General features: G+C 69.9%; 11 protein-coding genes. 2 read left to right on the top strand and 9 right to left on the bottom strand.

All coding sequences use genetic code 11. The features are described 5' to 3' along the window. Window positions 1-38: 38 nt before the first annotated feature. From ACWPN3_RS05810 to ACWPN3_RS05795, 4 genes are all read right to left on the bottom strand, one after another. Entirely contained in the window at window positions 39-2,108 is a 2,070-nt protein-coding gene (locus tag ACWPN3_RS05810; protein WP_247872821.1) for a methyl-accepting chemotaxis protein, read from the bottom strand. Between the two features lie 196 nt (window positions 2,109-2,304). Continuing rightward, a complete protein-coding gene (locus ACWPN3_RS05805) occupies window positions 2,305-5,745 on the bottom strand; it encodes a PAS domain S-box protein (RefSeq protein ID WP_492261174.1) in 3,441 nt (1,146 codons plus the stop codon). Beyond that, complete coding sequence (locus tag ACWPN3_RS05800) at window positions 5,745-7,559, bottom strand: two-component hybrid sensor and regulator (RefSeq protein ID WP_492261173.1); 1,815 nt, start codon at window positions 7,557-7,559, stop codon at window positions 5,745-5,747. Before ACWPN3_RS05800 ends, ACWPN3_RS05805 begins: the two co-directional genes overlap by 1 nt. Before the next feature lie 160 nt (window positions 7,560-7,719). Continuing rightward, the gene (locus ACWPN3_RS05795) at window positions 7,720-8,442 is read right to left on the bottom strand and encodes a response regulator transcription factor (RefSeq protein ID WP_109096415.1); all 723 of its coding nucleotides are present in this window, start codon (window positions 8,440-8,442) and stop codon (window positions 7,720-7,722) included. 317 nt (window positions 8,443-8,759) lie between these two features. Between ACWPN3_RS05795 and ACWPN3_RS05790 the strand changes: the two genes are divergently transcribed. Beyond that, entirely contained in the window at window positions 8,760-9,224 is a 465-nt protein-coding gene (locus ACWPN3_RS05790) for a response regulator (protein WP_109096414.1), read from the top strand. Beyond that, window positions 9,221-10,288 carry an HD domain-containing phosphohydrolase gene (locus ACWPN3_RS05785; protein ID WP_109096413.1) on the top strand — a complete coding sequence of 356 codons (1,068 nt, stop codon included), beginning with the start codon at window positions 9,221-9,223 and terminating at the stop codon, window positions 10,286-10,288. Before ACWPN3_RS05790 ends, ACWPN3_RS05785 begins: the two co-directional genes overlap by 4 nt. An 86-nt stretch (window positions 10,289-10,374) precedes the next feature. Here ACWPN3_RS05785 and ACWPN3_RS05780 read toward each other — a convergent pair whose 3' ends face one another. The 5 genes from ACWPN3_RS05780 to ACWPN3_RS05760 all read right to left on the bottom strand — a co-directional run bounded on the left by ACWPN3_RS05780 (window position 10,375) and on the right by ACWPN3_RS05760 (window position 15,671). Beyond that, window positions 10,375-10,794, bottom strand: a complete 420-nt coding sequence (locus ACWPN3_RS05780) for an RT0821/Lpp0805 family surface protein (protein WP_109096412.1) — start codon at window positions 10,792-10,794, stop codon at window positions 10,375-10,377. Window positions 10,795-10,929: 135 nt separating this feature from the next. Further along, window positions 10,930-11,325, bottom strand: coding sequence for a hypothetical protein (locus ACWPN3_RS05775; RefSeq protein WP_109047856.1), 396 nt, complete (start codon window positions 11,323-11,325; stop codon window positions 10,930-10,932). A 246-nt stretch (window positions 11,326-11,571) separates the two neighbouring features. Continuing rightward, on the bottom strand, window positions 11,572-13,368 hold the full coding sequence (ggt, locus tag ACWPN3_RS05770) for a gamma-glutamyltransferase (protein WP_492261172.1): 1,797 nt from the start codon (window positions 13,366-13,368) through the stop codon (window positions 11,572-11,574). 193 nt (window positions 13,369-13,561) lie between these two features. Beyond that, window positions 13,562-13,873 (bottom strand): YgaP family membrane protein, encoded by a 312-nt coding sequence (locus tag ACWPN3_RS05765; RefSeq protein ID WP_109096410.1) that lies wholly within the window; start codon window positions 13,871-13,873, stop codon window positions 13,562-13,564. A 97-nt stretch (window positions 13,874-13,970) separates the two neighbouring features. Next, window positions 13,971-15,671 carry a response regulator gene (locus ACWPN3_RS05760; protein ID WP_492261171.1) on the bottom strand — a complete coding sequence of 567 codons (1,701 nt, stop codon included), beginning with the start codon at window positions 15,669-15,671 and terminating at the stop codon, window positions 13,971-13,973. Window positions 15,672-16,433: the final 762 nt, after the last annotated feature.

Here is a 16,433-nt window from a genome sequence, read left to right as displayed (position 1 = left end):
TGTAGGCCGGCCCCCGCGAAGCCGCGGGTCACGTTGCGTCACGCAACGGCGGCCATCGGCGTCAGGCCATGGGTCAGGCGCTCCACCTCGCGCTCGAAGGCCTGCCGGTCGGCATCGGACAGATCGAACTTCACGTGCAGCCGGCCGCGCTCGCTGGACTTCACCCGCGCGGTGAGCGGCCGGGCCACCCCGTCGATCCGCAGGGTCACCATTCCGCCGGTCACTTGGTCAGGAGCGCCGGTCAGCATGGCGCCGCCCGCCGACAGGTTGGCGACGACGGCACGCACCGGGACGGCGCCGGCGATCTCCAGGCCGCAGCCCATCGACACGGCGAAACGCGGGCGCTGGCGGCGGTCGACATCGCTGGTGGCGGTTCGCACAACGCGGATCAGCACATTGCGCAGGGCGTCGATGCCGCCGGCAACGTCGTCGGCCACCGTCCGCACCTCGCCGGCGCGGTTCTGGGTGGCGTCGGCTTCGGTGGAGACGCGGCCGATGCGCAGCGACACCTCCTTCGCCGCGTCGCTGGTTTGGCTGACCGAGCGGGCGATCTCCTGGGTGGCCGCCGCCTGCTCCTCCACCGCGGCGGCGATCGAGGAGGAAATCCCGGCCACCTCGTCGATGGTTTCCGCCACCTCGCCGACGACGCCGACGGCCGATGCGGTCACCGATTCCACCTCGGCGATCAGCGAGCCGATCTCCTCGGTGGACCGCGCGGTCTGGCTGGCGAGGGTCTTCACCTCGTTCGCCACCACGGCGAAGCCCCGCCCGGCATCGCCGGCCCGCGCCGCCTCGATGGTGGCGTTCAGCGCCAGCAGGTTGGTTTGGCTGGCGATGTCGCCGATCAGCCGGGCGACGGCGCCGATGCGCTCGACCGATGCCGACAGCCGTTCGATGGTGGAGCGGGCCAGCCCCGCCCGCTCCACCGCCCGGCCGGTGACCTGGGTTGCGGTGGACACCTGCATGCCGATGTCGCCGATGGAGGCCGACAGCTCCTCCGTCGCGGCGGCGACGGTTTCGGCGTTGCTCAGCGCCTGCTGTGCGGCGGCGGCGACGTTCTGGGCGTTGTCGCTGACCTGCACCGCCGATTCCGCCATGGCGCCGGCATTGCCGCTCATGCGGCCGGTCCGTTCGGCGACATGATCGACGGCGACGCGGGTCTCGCGCTCCACCTTCTCCGCCATCGCCTCCAGCGCCCGGCGCCGCTCCTCCTCGCCCCGGCGGCGGGTCTCCTCCTGGGCAAGGCGCAGCCGGGCATTCTCCCGGGCGCCCTGCTGGAAGACGCGGACGGTGTCGGCCATATGGCCGATCTCGTCCCGGCGCTCGCTCAGGCCGACCTCGACGTCCAGGCTGCCGCCGGCCAGCGCCACCATGGCGCTGCGCAGCCGCTCCAGCGGGCGGATCATCGCCGCCTCCAGGAAGACGACGCAGGCCGAGGCCATCAGCAGGATGACCAGCCCGGCGCCGGTCAGGGTCCAGCGCAGACCGTCGGCCGCCTCCCGCACCGCCCCGATGCCGCCGGTCAGCGCCTTCAGCCGGTCGGCGCTGAGGGCGACGACGCTGGCGCCCAGCGCCTCCATGCTGTCGCCCATGGCGTCGGCGACGCTGTCGAATTCGCCCATGATCCGGTTGCCGGCCTCCGGCCCGCCGTCGATATAGGCCTGCGCCATGCGCCGCCCCATCTCGTAATAGGGACCGAAGGCCTTGCGGGCGCGCCCGATCTCGTCGACCACCTGCGGCAGGGCCAGCGCCTGCGCCAGCTCGGTGGCCCTGGCGGTGTGTTCCTCGAACCGGCGGGCATAGTCGGCGGCCTTCTCCGGCCCGTCATTCATGCCGTCCAGCCCGCGGGTGGCGGAAACGTCGGTCAGCCACTGCTGTGTCTGCACCACGTCGAACCGGATTTCCCCGACCAGGGAAACCAGGGGGATGACGCTGCCGACAAGGTCATGCGTATCGCGCTGCACCTCCGACAGATGGTCGGTCTGCCCGTTCATGTCGCGCATGGTGAGGACGGAGGACAGGCCGACCGCGGCGAAGACGAACACCGCGACCGCCACGACCTTCGCCCGGATCGAGATGACGTGGAGAATGCTTCCGGCAGCCATCATGATAAGGAACTTTACTGGTTAAGAGTACGAATGATCGGCGCAGGCCGAGACTGCGTACCCTAGACCTTCCACACCGTTCGGTCACCGAAAATACTTCCTTACGGATGCATATGCGACGCGAAGTCGCTGTTCTTCTTGAGAAACTCTGTGAAATCTCTTCGGAAACAAAGTAACGGCCGCCAGAGTATTCATTGCGTCAGGCCGTCTCCTGCTCCATCGCGGCGTCGTCCGCCGGCTGGAACCGGGACGCCAGGGCATCCAGCGTGGCCTCGGCCACGCCCTCCAGCGCTTCGCAGTGCGGGTCTCCGGCCGTCCAGCCGCCATGGTCGAGCGCCTGCTGTTCCAGCAGCGAAGCCAGACGGCTGAGGCGCACGGCGCCGATGTTGGCGGCCGTTCCCTTGAGCGTGTGGGCGATGCGGACCGGCGGCACGGCGCCCCCCTCCCGCCCGGCCGCGCTGCGGATGGCGGCCACGCTGTCGCCCACCGTCCGCCGGAAGGCGACCACCGTCTGCGCCCAGGCCTCCTCGCCGATCACCGCGCGCAGCGACGAGGCCTGCCCGTCGTCCAGCAGCGGGGCCGCGCGCCAGATCTCCGCCTCGGACGGGGCGGGCGACGGGGCGGCCGGGGAAATCGATGCCAGGGGCACCCGCGGCGGCAGGCCGGACTGCCCCCATGTCCCGCCCGCCGCCCGCGACGCGGCCACCGAGGCCAGCACGTCGAACAGGTCGGCGGAAACGATGGGCTTGGTCAGATAGGCGGTCATGCCGGCTGCGAGATACTCGGCGCGGTGGCCGGGCATGACGTTGCCGGTCAGCGCCACGATGGGCAGGCGGGCGGCCTCGCCCGGCATGGTGCGGATGTGCCGGGTCGCGGTGACCCCGTCCATCACCGGCATCTGCACGTCCATCAGGACGAGGTCGAAACCGCCCTCCTCCACCAGACGCACCGCCTGCAGGCCGTCTTCCACCGCGGTCACGCGATTGCCGGCGCGGCGCAGCATGGTGACGACGATGTCGCGGTTGATCTCGTTGTCCTCGGCGACCAGGACATGCAGGCCGGCCGCCTGCGCGGTTCCTTCCGCCGCATCGCCCGCCGCACCGCCCCCTGCCCCGCCCCCTGCCGCCGTCACCGGTTCCGGGGCGCAAGGCACGGTCAGCACCCCGGCCGACGGATCGGCGGCGGGTTCGCAGCGGACGGTGAACCAGAAGGTGCTGCCCTTGCCCTCGGTGCTGGCCACACCGATGCGCCCGCCCATCAGCGTCACCAGTTCCCGGCTGATTGCCAGCCCCAGCCCGGTGCCGCCGAAGCGCCGGGTGGTGGAGCTGTCGGCCTGGGTGAAGCGGCGGAACAGGGTCTGCTGCACATTCTCCGGAATGCCGATTCCGGTGTCGGCCACCTCGAACCGCAGGACGAAGCCGCCATCTGCCGCCCCCGTTCCGGCCGCCTCCAGCCCGACCCGCACGGACACGCCGCCCCGGTTGGTGAATTTCAGCGCGTTGCCGACCAGATTGACCAGCACCTGCCGGATGCGGCGCAGGTCGGCCCGCACCCGGTCGGGCACGGCGGGCGCCACCTCCCGCGTCAGGATCAGGCCGCGGCCGCAGGCGGTCGGCTCCAGCAGGTCGATGCTGTCGCCCAGCACGGCGCGCAGCTCGAAATCCACCGGCTCGACCTCCGCCTTGCCGGCCTCCAGCTTGGACAGGTCGAGGATGTCGTCGATGATCTGCAACAGCGCGTTGCCCGACCGGTTGGCGACGTCCAGAAGCTGGCGCTGCTCCTCGTTCAGGTTCGGCCCCTCGACCAGGGCGAGCGCCCCCAGCACCCCGTTCATCGGCGTGCGGATCTCGTGGCTCATGGTCGCCAGGAACTCGCCCTTGGCGCGGTTGGCCTGATCGGCGGCCTCCTTGGCGCGGCGCAGGCTGGCCTCGATCTCGCGCTGGGCGGTGACGTCGCGCAGCGCGCCGGTGACGTAGCGGCGGTCGCCCTCGCGCCAGCCGGCCAAAGTCACCTCCAGCGGGAACTCGCTGCCGTCCTTGCGGCGGCCGGTCAGCTCCCGGACCTCCGAGCGCGGCGCGGAGGCATCGCTCTCACGGTAGGTGGCCAGCAGCCCGTCATGGACGGCGCCCATTGCGGTCGGCATCAGCCGGGTCATCGGCCCGCCAACCATGTCGGCCGCACGGTAGCCGAACAGCCGCTCCGCCGCGCGGTTGAAGGCGTCGATGGTGCCATGCTCGTCGATGGTGACGATCGGCTGGCCGACCGCCTCGAACATGGCGCGGTAGCGCGCCTCGCTGGAGGCCAGCCGGTTGGCGGCCAGCTCCCGCTCGGTGATGTCGGTGGCCGAGCCGCGATAGCCGCGGAATTCCCCGCTCTCGTCGAAGACCGGCCGGCCGCTGACGCTGAAATAGCGCAAGCCCGCCGCCGTCATCACCCGGTAGCGGAAGTTCCGGAACGGCTCCCGCCGCTCCATCGCCTGACGGTGCCGCTCCCACTTGGGCGCATCCCCCGGTTCGCGCAGCGCGACATCCTCGCGCCTGAGGCCGATGGGCAGCGTGCCGTTGACGACATGCGGGACCAGCGGCCCGGCCAGGTTGGAGAAGCGCAGGTCGGCGTCCATCTCCCAGAACCAGTCGGACGCCGTTTCCGCCTGGTCGCGGAACCGCTCCTCGCTCTGGGCCAGCTGGCGGGCCAATGCGGCGAGCCGCGCCGTCTGCCGCGTCGCCAGCAGGGCCAGCCCGATCAGCCCGGCGCTGCACGCCACCGCCGCCAGCAGATAAACCCGCTGCCGCCGCCGCGTGTCGGCCAGGAAGGAGCCCTCGTCGAAGGCCGCGGTGACGACCAGCGGATAGGTGGACAGAGTGCGGAAGGATTGCAGGCGTGGAATGCCGTCGATCGGGCTGGCGGTGCGCACGAAGCCGGTGGGCCGGAGGCGCGCCATCTGCAGGGTCGGCGATCCGCCGACGTCCCGCCCGACGATGCGGTCGTTCATCAGCGAGCGGGCGCGCAGGATGCCGTCGGTGCCGATGATCGCCACTGCCCCGTTGGGGCCGACGTCCAGCTCCTCCAGCGAGCGGCTGAAATAGAAGGGGTCCATCGACGCGACCAGCACCCCGGCGAAGCTGCCGTCGCTGTTGTCGATGCGCCGCGTCAGCTGGATCGACCATTTGCCGGAGGCGCGGCCGAACACCGGCTTCCCGATGAACAGGCCGGTGGCCGGGTTGTTGACATGGACACGGAAATGCTCGCGGTCGGCCAGATGGATGCGAGCCGGCGCATCCTCGACGCTGGTGTGGATGAGGTCGCCATGCTCGTCGATCACCGCCAGCTGGACCAGGATGCTCGACCGCTCCACCGCCTGCCGCAGCATCTGGGTGATGCCTTGGGTCCAGCTGTCGCCATGCTCGTGGTAATCGTCGATCAGGAACAGCAGGATCTGGTCGGCCTCGGCGATGGTCCGGGTCGCCTGCTCGGCGACGACGCGGGCAAGGTTGCCGCTGTCGCGCTCGGCCCGCGCCATCGCCTCGGCATCGTCGTAATGGGCCAGCGTCAGGGCCGCCGCCCACAGTCCGGCGGCGATCACCAGGGTCGCCGTCCAGATGGCGCCGATGAAGCCTTGCAGATGAAGACGTCCACGCATCAGCGCCGCCCTCCGGCCATCCCGTCCCCGCTGCCCATCCGGCTGCCGCCGGCAGCGAGTGCCGCCACCGCGCGCGCCAGCCGCGGCAGGTCGACCGGCAGCGGCAGCAACAGGTCGGCCGGTCCGCCGGCCTCGGCATGAAGCGGGACGGCGCCGACCCCCGAAAGCTCCGTACCGGCCGCGCCATAGAGCACGCACAGCAGGTCCGGCCGCAGCGCCTTCAGGCGGCCGGCCAGCGCAAGGCCGGCGGGAAGCGCGCTCAGCCCCGGACCGATGACCACCGCATCGAAGAATCCCGGCTCGTCGGAGATGACGTCCAGCGCGTCGCGAAGGTCGTCGCAGACCGACACCTCGAATCCCTGCCGTTCCAGCCCGGTCTGGAACCGGTCTCCGGACGCCGGGTCGGCATCGACGACCAGAACCTTGCAGGCCGGCGCGGAACTGCGCGTCGCCGGACCCGGCACCTGCCGGGGCAGCAGCGGCGGCGCCTGCTGCGGCTGCTGTGGCGGCGCGTTCTCCGGTTGCGGTGTCACCGCCCTGGAGGTGCGGGGCGGCGGCGGGACGGCGGGAATGTGCAGCCGCACCGCCGTTCCTTCCACCGGGTGGGTCAGCAGGCTCAGCCCGCCGTCATGGAGCCGCGCGGTCAGCAGGGCTGCCGGCCAGGAGGGGCCCTCCTCCCGCTCCGACTGGCCGCGGCGGTAGCAGGCGCGGGCGGACAGCAGCGGGTCGACCAGCATGGACAGCAGGGCGTCGGCCAGCGGCGGGCCATCGACCCGCAGTTCGAACAGGATGTGCGGCCCGCGGCGCGGCGTCAGGAGCGGCCGGACGGTCCAGCCGGCGGCATCCCGATCCGGATCGTCCTGATCCGCACCCAGCTCCGATCCCAACCCTGCCCCCAGCCCTGCCCCCAACTGGCCCGGAACCGAGGCGCGCAGGCAAAGCCGGGCATCGCCGGCCCGGCCGGAGGCGGCGAGGATCTCCGCCGCCAGACCCGCCAGGGTCCGCGCCAGCAGGTCGGCGTTGCAGACCGGATCGGGCACGCCGGGATCGTGGCGGACGGCTAGGCTGCCCGGCTGCACCGGAACGGTCCGCAGCAGTGCGGCCGCCTCGTCCAGAATGCCGACGGCCCGCTCGGGCTTCAGCGGGACCGGCTCCATCCTTGCGGCCGACACCAGCCTGCGCAGGCCGGGACCGACGCGGGTCACCGCCGCCAGGACACGGTTGGCATAGTCGGCCTGGGGCGAGTTCGCGGGCAGGTCGCTGACCAGGAAGTCGGCATAGCCCGAGACGGCACCCAGCGCATTGTTCATGTCGTGGACGATGGCGCAGGCAAGCTCGGCACGGACGTCCATCGCCGCCAGCTGCTGGCTCCGCAGCCGCTCCGCAGCCTGCCTGTCCCTTTGCCGCAACGCCTCTTCCAGCGCGGCGATGCGGACGGTGGCCCCGGCGGCCATGTCGGCAGCCATGTCGGGGACTGTGGGGGAGGCCGGCCGCCCCGGCGGCGTCACCGGACCGGGGATAGGGCCAGGGAAAGGGAGGGGGGACGGGACGGCAAACGGCGTGGACTCCGCCGCCTTGTCGCGCGCGGCCTTGCGGCGCCCGGCATTCCAGACCGACAGCAGCGTCAGCCCGGCCGCCGCACCGCAGCCGGCGGCCAGCAGCGGAAGCGCCAGGGGCGCCGCCTCGCGCAGCGGGTCGAGCGCGGACAGCAGAAGCACCGCCGCACCGCACAGCGCCGCGATGGCGGGCGCGGCGGTGGCGGGCGCGGCGCGGACCGTTTGCGGAGCAGGCAGGGGATGGTCGGATGGGCTCATCGGCGACTCGGAATGCGGCCCCATTTTTTGCGGCCCTATAGCGGTTGGCCCATCTCTGCCGCACCGGACGAAGGCATGTGACGAGAGGAGGCGACCATACCAGAACGGCCGGCCTTCCGCTGCTGGGACCAGCCCTATGCGGCAAGCGGTCTTGCCGGAGTCAGGACGACGCTTCGTCCAGGCTGCGGGACAGCAGCCCGGCCTGCTGGGCGCGGCGCACGGCGTCGGTGCGGTTGCGGGCACCCAGCTTGCGCAGGATGCGGCGGGTGTGCAGCTTGACCGTCACCTCCTGAAGGCCGAGGTGACGCCCGATCTCCTTGTTGGTCGCCCCGGTGGCGAGCATCGACAGCACCTGCTCCTCCCGGTCGGTCAGGGGCGAGGACGGCGCCCCCTCCCCCTCCAGCGGCGGTCCGTCGGCCTCCTCCGCCTCGTCGATGTCGAGCGACAGGTCGGTCATGTGCAGCAGGTCGAGCGCCACGCATTTCGGCACGAAGCTTCCGCCTTCGGCCACCAGACGCAGGGCCTGGGCCAGGATTCGGCGCGGCGTCGTCTTCGGCAGGAAGGCTTCGGCCCCGCAGCGCAGCACCTCCAGGGCGGTCAGCGCATCCTCCGCACCCGTCACCACGGCGACCGGCCCCTGGACCCCCGCCTGGCGAAGCACGGCGATCGGATTGCTTCCCTCCGCACCGGGCATCCGCCAGTCGAGCACGATCAGGTCATAGCGGAAAAGCATGGCGGGGCTGCCGTCGGCCGAAGCCGGCGCCGCGGGCAGTTCCAAAAGCGAGCCGATGCAGCCGATTTCCGCATCCGGCCAAGCCTGACGGACCGACAGCTCCAACGCGTCCCGGAACAAGGGATGGTCGTCCGCCACCAGGATCTTCATCAACCAGCCTCCGCCACCCTCGGCAACCACTCGTCCCATAGTATCAAGATTTTCTGTTATACTGGCCGAAATCTTAAGTTTTCGTGGCTTCCCCATATTTCATGCCAGTCATAATTTTGCATGCCGGTCATATTTCCCCATCTCCGTCCGGCGCCACGTCTTCATGGACGTAGGATAATATCCCCGCTATCCCATTTCCCGTCTCCACTATCCCAGACACAGCGGGTGCGCGCGCCGGCAGCCGGTTATGGTGAAGCCTAGCGATTTCTCTCCAGCGCGGCCCGGCGGTCACGCGGCGGTTTACGGAAGCGGCAACCATGGAAATGTCCCTTTTCGAGTTGCGGAGCCGGTCCACCCCCTCCACAACAACTGAATCCGCTCCGTCGATCCTGCTGGTCGACGACGACCCCGACTTCCGCGGGATGGTGCGCACAGCCTTCCAGCGCGCCGGCTACACCGTGCACGAGGCTGAGAACGGAAACGCGGCACTGGCGGTCATGGAACGGCATGCGGTCGATCTGGTGGTGACGGACATCATCATGCCGGAGGCCGACGGGTACGAGATCATCCTGCGGCTGAAGTCACAACAGTCGCGCCCGCCCCTGATCGCGGTGACCGGCGGCAGCGTGCGCCTGCGGATGGAACTGCCGGGGATGGCCCGCCTGCTGGGGGCCGAGGCGGCCTTTGAAAAGCCGGTCGACCTGAAGGCCCTGCTGGCCGAGGTCGGCCGGCTGCTCGCCGCCCGCAAGGACAGCGACCGGAAAGGCGACGCCGCAAGATGAACATCCTCATCGTCGACGACGACCGCACCAATCTGTTCATCATGGCCGCCATCGTCCGCCGCCTGGACGATGCGGAGCCGGTGACCATGGAAAGCCCGCTGGAGGCCGTCGAATGGCTGCGCGGGAACGAGCCGGACCTGATCCTTCTGGACCAGATGATGCCGGACATGGACGGCATCGAGCTGCTGCGCCACATCCGTGACGATGCGCGGCTGGACACCGTGCCGGTGGTGATGATCACCGCCAACACGGCGGTCGACATCCGCGTGCGGGCGCTCGACGAGGGCTGCAGCGATTTCCTCACCAAGCCGGTGGTCGTGCCGGAGGTGCAGGCGCGCCTGCGCAACCTGCTGGCGCTGCGCCACAGCCGCGCCCTGCTGCGCGACCGCGCCGCCCTGCTGGCTGCCGAGGTCGAGCGGGTGACCGCCGCCCTCCAGCGCCAGGGCGAGGAACTGGTCAACCGCCTGTCGCGCGCCGCCGAATACCGCGATCCGGAGACCGGCGCCCACATCGAGCGGATGGCGCTCTATTCGAAGCTGGTCGCCGAAGCGGCCGGCTGCGGCGGCGCCTTCGCCCAGGAGCTGATGAAGGCGGCGCCGATGCACGACATCGGCAAGATCGCCATCCCGGACATGATCCTCTTGAAGCCGGGACGCCTGTCGCCGGAAGAGATGACGGTGATGCGGCAGCACGCCGCCATCGGCCACCGCATCCTGGCGGACAGCCCCATCCCGCTGCTGCGTCTGGCGGCGGAGATCGCGCTCAGCCATCACGAGAAGTTCGACGGCAGCGGCTATCCCAACGGTCTGGCCGGGACGGACATCCCGCTGTCCGGCCGCATCGTCGCCATCGCCGACGTGTTCGATGCCCTGACCTCCGCCCGCCCCTACAAGCAGTCCTGGACGCTGGAGGAGGCGCGCGCCTACATGGCCGAGAACCGCGGCCGCCATTTCGACCCGGCGCTGCTGGACGCCTTCCTGTCGCGTTGGGACGACGTGTGCAGGATCCACCACGAGAACGCCGAAGAGCCGTCCGACCTCGTTCCCGAAGCGATTCATCACTGAAAAGCGCGGCTGAAAGGACGTGCCTGAACGGGCGCGAGGGCCGGTGAGGCCCTCGTTTCACGATCCGCCCTTGATTCGACCTGCCCTCAGTTCACGATCCGCCAGGTCCCGTCGGACTGGAGGCAGGCGGTGCCGTAGACCGGCTGAGGCCGGCCGCCGACCATGGCGCTGCTCTGGTATTCGCGGCATTGCTGGCCGCTTCGCGAATAATAGACCGGTCCGGCCGGATCGGCGCCGACCGTGGCCGGAGGCGGTGCATAATATTGCACCGGCGGCGGCGCGTAGACGACCGGCGGCGGCGCGTAATACTGCACCACCGGCGGGGGCGGCGCGTAGTAGCGGTACGGGTGGTAATAGCCATAGGCCGGGAAAATCGGTCCAACGCCGATGCCGACCGATACCGACGCGCGCGCCTGTGCAGCACCCGGAACGGACATCACGGCGGCTGCGGCCGCAACCGCCAGCATCGCAGCACCCAGGGCGACCGCCCTCCGCACCGTCTTCATCTTCGTCTCCCGGCCTCTATCTCCCGGCAGCGGTCCGCGGAAACCGTCCCGCCGGCCGCCTGAGATATGGCGCCATCATACACCGGTCCCGCGGCGCATCACAGGGGCTGCGCGCGGGGGCCGCATGCAGGATTGTCAGATGTCGAGCGGCAGGTTGTCCGGGTCGAAGCCCAGCTGCTCCACGATGGCGCGGGCGAGCGGAATGCTGGTCTCGAACCGCCATTCGGCCATGCCGGGACGGTATTCCGAAACGTTGGGGCGGCCATTGGCGAAGCGGCGCGGATGCAGCTCGTACCAATAGATGTCGTTGAGGCCGACACCCTGTTCCTTCGCATAGGCCTCGGCGATGCGGGGCCAATCGTTCACGGCCGGCTGGGGCAACCCGGCCGCTTTGGCGATGTCGGTCTGTTCCAGGAAGGCGACGATGCGCTTCCCCTCGCGCTCGAAATCGGCGACCCGGATGGTGACGGGCTGCTTTCCTTCACGCTGATAGGTCCACTCGCGGTTCTTTTCGACCAAGGCCTTGTCCACGGCAAATGCTCCGGTTCACTCCTGCAAAGGCTAACCGACAGGCCCGCCTTAATCCAACTGTTCCGTTGCCTTTCCCGAACGGGCACGAGCCTTTGGCCCCTGCGCCGCCGGTCATGGCGGATCGAAGGTTACCAAAGCACGCCGCTTTTTCTTTGTATACGGGAATTGTGACGCCCGGCCGTCGCCGGGCGCCCGTCTTCCCATCCGGTCACTGCCCTCCGGACAATCCCCTCCCCAATTGCTCCCTCAATATCCCAGCGTCATCCCGTCGGGATTGCGCGGGTCGGAAAAGCCGTACAGGCCGTCCTCGCGCAGCTGGATGGTTCGGGTGCGGCCCATCGTCGGCTTGACCGCCACCTTGTGGCCCATCTGCTCCAGCAGGCGGACGGTGTCGGGGCTGAGGCCCTTCTCCACCCGCAGCTCGTCGGGGGTCCACTGGTGATGGACGCGCGGCAGGGCGGCGGCCTCGGCCGGATTCATGCCGAAGTCGATGTGATCGATCACCGTCTCCATGGTGGTGGTGATGATGCGGCTGCCGCCGGGGCTGCCGGTGACCAGCCAGGGCTTGCCGTCCTTCAGCACGATGGTCGGCGACATCGAACTGAGCGGCCGCTTGTAGGGCTGGACGGCGTTGGCGTCGCCGCCGACCAGACCGAAGGCGTTGGGCACGCCCGGCTTGGCCGAGAAATCGTCCATCTCGTTGTTCAGCAGGATGCCGGTGCCTTCGGCGACGATGCCGCTGCCGAAATTGAGGTTCAGCGTGTAGGTGGTGCTGACGACGTTGCCCTGGTTGTCCGCCACCGAGAAATGGGTGGTCTGGTCACTCTCGTAGGGCGCCGGCTTGCCGGGCTTGATGCTGCCGGCCGGGGTCGCCTTTTCCGGATCGATCTTCGCCGCCAGCTCGTCGGCATATTTGCGCGAGGTCAGGCCCTTCACCGGCACCTTGGTGAAGTCGGGATCGCCCAGATATTCGGAGCGGTCGGCATAGGCCAGCTTCATCGCCTCCGCCATCAGGTGGATCGACCTGGCGCTGTCCGGGCCGTACTCCTTCAGCGGCCAGCGCTCCAGGATGTTCAGCATCTGGATGATGTGCGTCCCGCCGGAACTGGGCGGCGGCATCGACTTCACGGTATAGCCGCGGTAGCTGCCGCTGACCGGCTCGCGCTCCACCACCTTGTAGGCCTTCAAATCGTCCTTGGTGATGTAGCCGCCGTGGCGGGACATCTCCGCGGCGATCCTGTCGGCGATGGCCCCCTCGTAGAAGGCCTTCGGCCCCTGCTGGGCGATCGACTCCAGCGAATTGGCGAGGTCGGGGTTGGCCAGCGTCTCGCCGGCGGTCAGCGGGCGGTTGTCCTTGAAGAAGATAGCGCGGGTGGAGTCCCAGGCGGCCAGATGGTCGCGCTCGACCTCCAGCAGCCCGGCGAGCTGCGGCGTGACGGTGTGCCCCTCGCGGGCCAGCTTGATCGCCGGGGCCAGCACGTCGGCCAGCGTCATCGTGCCGTATTTTTCCAGCGCATGGGCCAGCCCGGCGACGGTGCCGGGGATGCCGACCGCCAGATGGGTGTAGAGCGAGCGGTCGGGGACCACCTTGCCCTGCTGGTCGAGATACATGTCGCGGAAGGCCTTGGCCGGCGCCATCTCGCGGAAGTCGATGGCGACGTCCTTGCCGCTCTTGGCGTCATGCACGACCATGAAGCCGCCGCCGCCGATGTTGCCGGCATTGGGCAGCACCACCGCCAGGGCGAAGCCGACGGCCACCGCCGCATCGACCGCGTTGCCACCGCGCTTGAGGATGTCGACGCCGATCTCGGTCGCCAGCCGGTGCTCGGAGGCCACCATCCCGTTCCGGCTGCGGACGGGATAGAAGATGTTGTAGCCGAGGTCGTAGCGGACCGAAGCCGATGCCGGTGCTGGGGCCGGGGTCGATACCGGGGCCGCGGCAGTCTGGGCGGGCGCCGGCACCGGCAGCACCAGGGCGGAGCCGACGCAGAGCGCCGTCACCGCCGCAAGGGTGGACCGGGGTCGGAAAGCGGTGAACCACATGCGGTGAAACTCCTGAGCGGGACGTCAGGTCGGGGGCTGCTGCCCGGGCCCCGCAGGATGTCACACCCGCGGCCCCCGGTCTTCACCCCGTCGCTGGCCTGCCCAACAATTCACCATCAGGGTTAATGGCGTCACACATTCCCGTGACCGTACTGCGTCATCCGGTGACGGGATGGACCCGTCGCGGGGCGGATCAGTAGGTTTCCGCCATGCGCGAATGGTCGACGGCCTGCGACTCGCCATAGGAGCCGCCATGGCCCAGCCGGTCCTGGTGATCGCCGGACAGGCGGTCCTTCAGCGGGCAGTGGCCGCTCATGCCGCGGGCGACCAGCGCGGCGCCGACCAGGCCCATGATGGCGCCGGGAATGCTGGCGCCCTTGCGCAACCCGCCCGCCGCGACGGCAAGGCCGAGGCCGGTCGAGACGATACGCTCGCCCATGCCGAGGTTGGTGTGGCCTTCAAAGACGCTGTCATAGGCGTCGCGGATCGTGGATTGGGCGTTCATGGCTTCTCCGGGGGCTAAAATGGAGTGGGATCGCCCTTCCAACGCCGCCACTCCCCCGATGTTCCCCACGAGGCCTTCCCGAAACGCCGCCCTGCCCTCACCCCTCGACCGACGCCATGTCGCGGATGGAGCGGACCAGCCGCGACGGTTCGATCGGTTTGGACAGCACCGTCAGCGACACTTCGCACACCGCGGCGGTGGAGGTCAGATCCTCGGCATAGCCGGTGACCATCAGGATCGGCGTCTCGTCCTGGCGGGCGCGCAGGGTGCGGGCCATCTCCAGCCCGGTCATCCCCGGCATCATGTGGTCGGTGACGATCACGTCCGGCCGGAACCCATGGTCGAGCAGCGACAGCGCCGCCGCCGCATCGGCCGCCTCGCGCACGGCGAAGCCGGCCTGGGCCAGATAGCCGGCGGTGGCGGAGCGCACCAGTTCCTCGTCGTCCACCAGCAGGATGGCGCATCCGGCGCCAATCGCTGCCGTGTCCGTTACCTTCGTCCTCGCCGGCGGCGGCGCAGGCGGCACCGCGGCCACGTCCGCCGCCTGCTCGGCGCGCGGCAGATAGAGCATCACCGTGGTGCCCAGCCCCGGCCGGCTGTCCAGTTCCACCCCGCCGCCGGACTGGGTCGCCAGCCCATGCACCATGCTGAGGCCGAGCCCGGTGCCGCGCCCGACCTCCTTGGTGGTGAAGAAGGGCTCGAAGGCGCGGGCGGCGACCTCGGCCGCCATGCCGGTGCCGGTGTCGCGCACCCGCAGGACCACATAGTCGCCGGCCGCGAGCCCCTCCACCTGCACCGGCAGCGGACCGGCGCCCGGCAACCGGCCGGCAATCGCCGGATCGCCAGCCGCCGGATCGCCGGCCTCCGGGCTGGCCACCGTCCGGTTGCCGGCCAGAATCCACAGCGTGCCGCCGCCGGGCATGGCGTCGCGGGCGTTCAGCGCCAGGTTCAGCACCGCCATTTCCAGCTGGGTCGGGTCGATCATCGCCGGCCACAGGCCGGGTGCCACCTCCGTCTCGACCCGCACCGACTGGCCCAGCGTGCGGCCGAGCAGGCGGCTGCTCCGCTCCACCAGCGTCGCGACATCGACCGGGACCGGGCGAAGCTGCTGCCGGCGCGAGAAGGCCAGCAGATGCTGGGTCAGGGTGGCGCCCCGCTCGACCGCCTGCAAGGCCAGCCGGGCCGGGCCGGCGATGCGCTCGTCCTCGGTGCGGCTGTCGATGACGTGCAGGTTGATGCCGATGGCCTGGAGCAGGTTGTTGAAATCGTGGGCGACGCCGCCGGTCAGCTGGCCGATCGCCTCCATCTTCTGGCTCTGGCGCAGCGCCTGTTCGGCCTGCTCCCGTCCCTCCACGGCGCGGCGGGCGGCATCCATCGCCCGCGTCGCCGCCTCGTAGGCGCTGAACTGGCGGGCCAGCGCCCACAGCGACAGCAGCAGCGCCGCGATGCCGACGGCGCTCGCCGCACCGATGGTCCAGGCCTGGATGCGCCATTTGTCCAGCACGGCGTCCAGCCTGCGCGTCACGTTGACCACCAGCGGATAGTCCGCCAGCGCCCGCGTCGCCACCAGACGGGCGCCGTCGTTCAGCCCGCCGGAGGAGAAATAGACGCCGGACTTGGCGCGCTCCAGCACCTTCAGGAACTGGCGCTGGCCCAGCGGCCGGCCGATGTCCGGCAGCACCGGGTGGCGGGCCAGCAGGATGCCGTCGCGGCGCCACAGGCTGATGCTGCCGTCGCCATCGGGCTGCAGCGCCTTGTAGATCCTCTGGAAATAGCTCAGCTCGATGGCGCCCAGCACCAGCCCGACGAAGCTGCCGTCCCGGCCGCTGATGCGGCGGGCCAGATAGAACCGTCCAGCTGCCGTTGCCGCGGTTCTGCACCGGCTCGCTGATGAAGGGGGCGGTGGTGTCGTGGTCGCGCAAATAGGCGAAGTAATCCCGGTCGGACACGTTGACCGGCGGGATCGGGTAATAGCGCGAGAAGTTGATCAGGTGCCCGTCGGCCGCGATCATCGTCACCGCATCCAGCTGCGGCAGGCCGGTGATGCGCGCCCGCAGCATCTGGTAGGTGTCGCGCCCGCCCAGCCGGCGGACATACTCCTCCGGCGTGTCGATCCCGTCCGACTTCAGCTGCTCGATGATGGTGGTCAGCACCAGATCGACGCTCTGAGTCGCGCTGGCCGTCTGCTCCGCCAGCGACAGGTTCAGGGTGGACAGCTCGCGCTCCGCCCCCTCCATCTCGCGGTCGCGCATGCTGTCGATGTATTGGACCGTCGCCGCCAGCAGCACGGCGACCGACAGCCCGCCGATCAGCAGCAGGACGCGCAGGGGCCGGCTGGCGCGTAGATGGGCCTGCCAGTGCCTGATCGGCGGAATCGGCATTCCACCGTTTGGCATTCCACCATTCGGTTGCGCGGTCCTGTCGGAAGAGATCAAGGCTTGCCTATGGTTTAGGGACGCAACTATCGACCGGAATGATCCGGACGCCATAGCGCCGCGTCAAGCTCATCGAGTTCAATAGGACTTTAATGCGGCTGGTTCCTCCTGCCAGCCCCATCCGA

The organism is Azospirillum sp. UENF 111221, assembly GCF_058780625.1.
The sequence above is the reverse complement of the archived record's forward strand: the minus strand, read 5'-3'. Positions and strand labels throughout refer to the sequence as shown.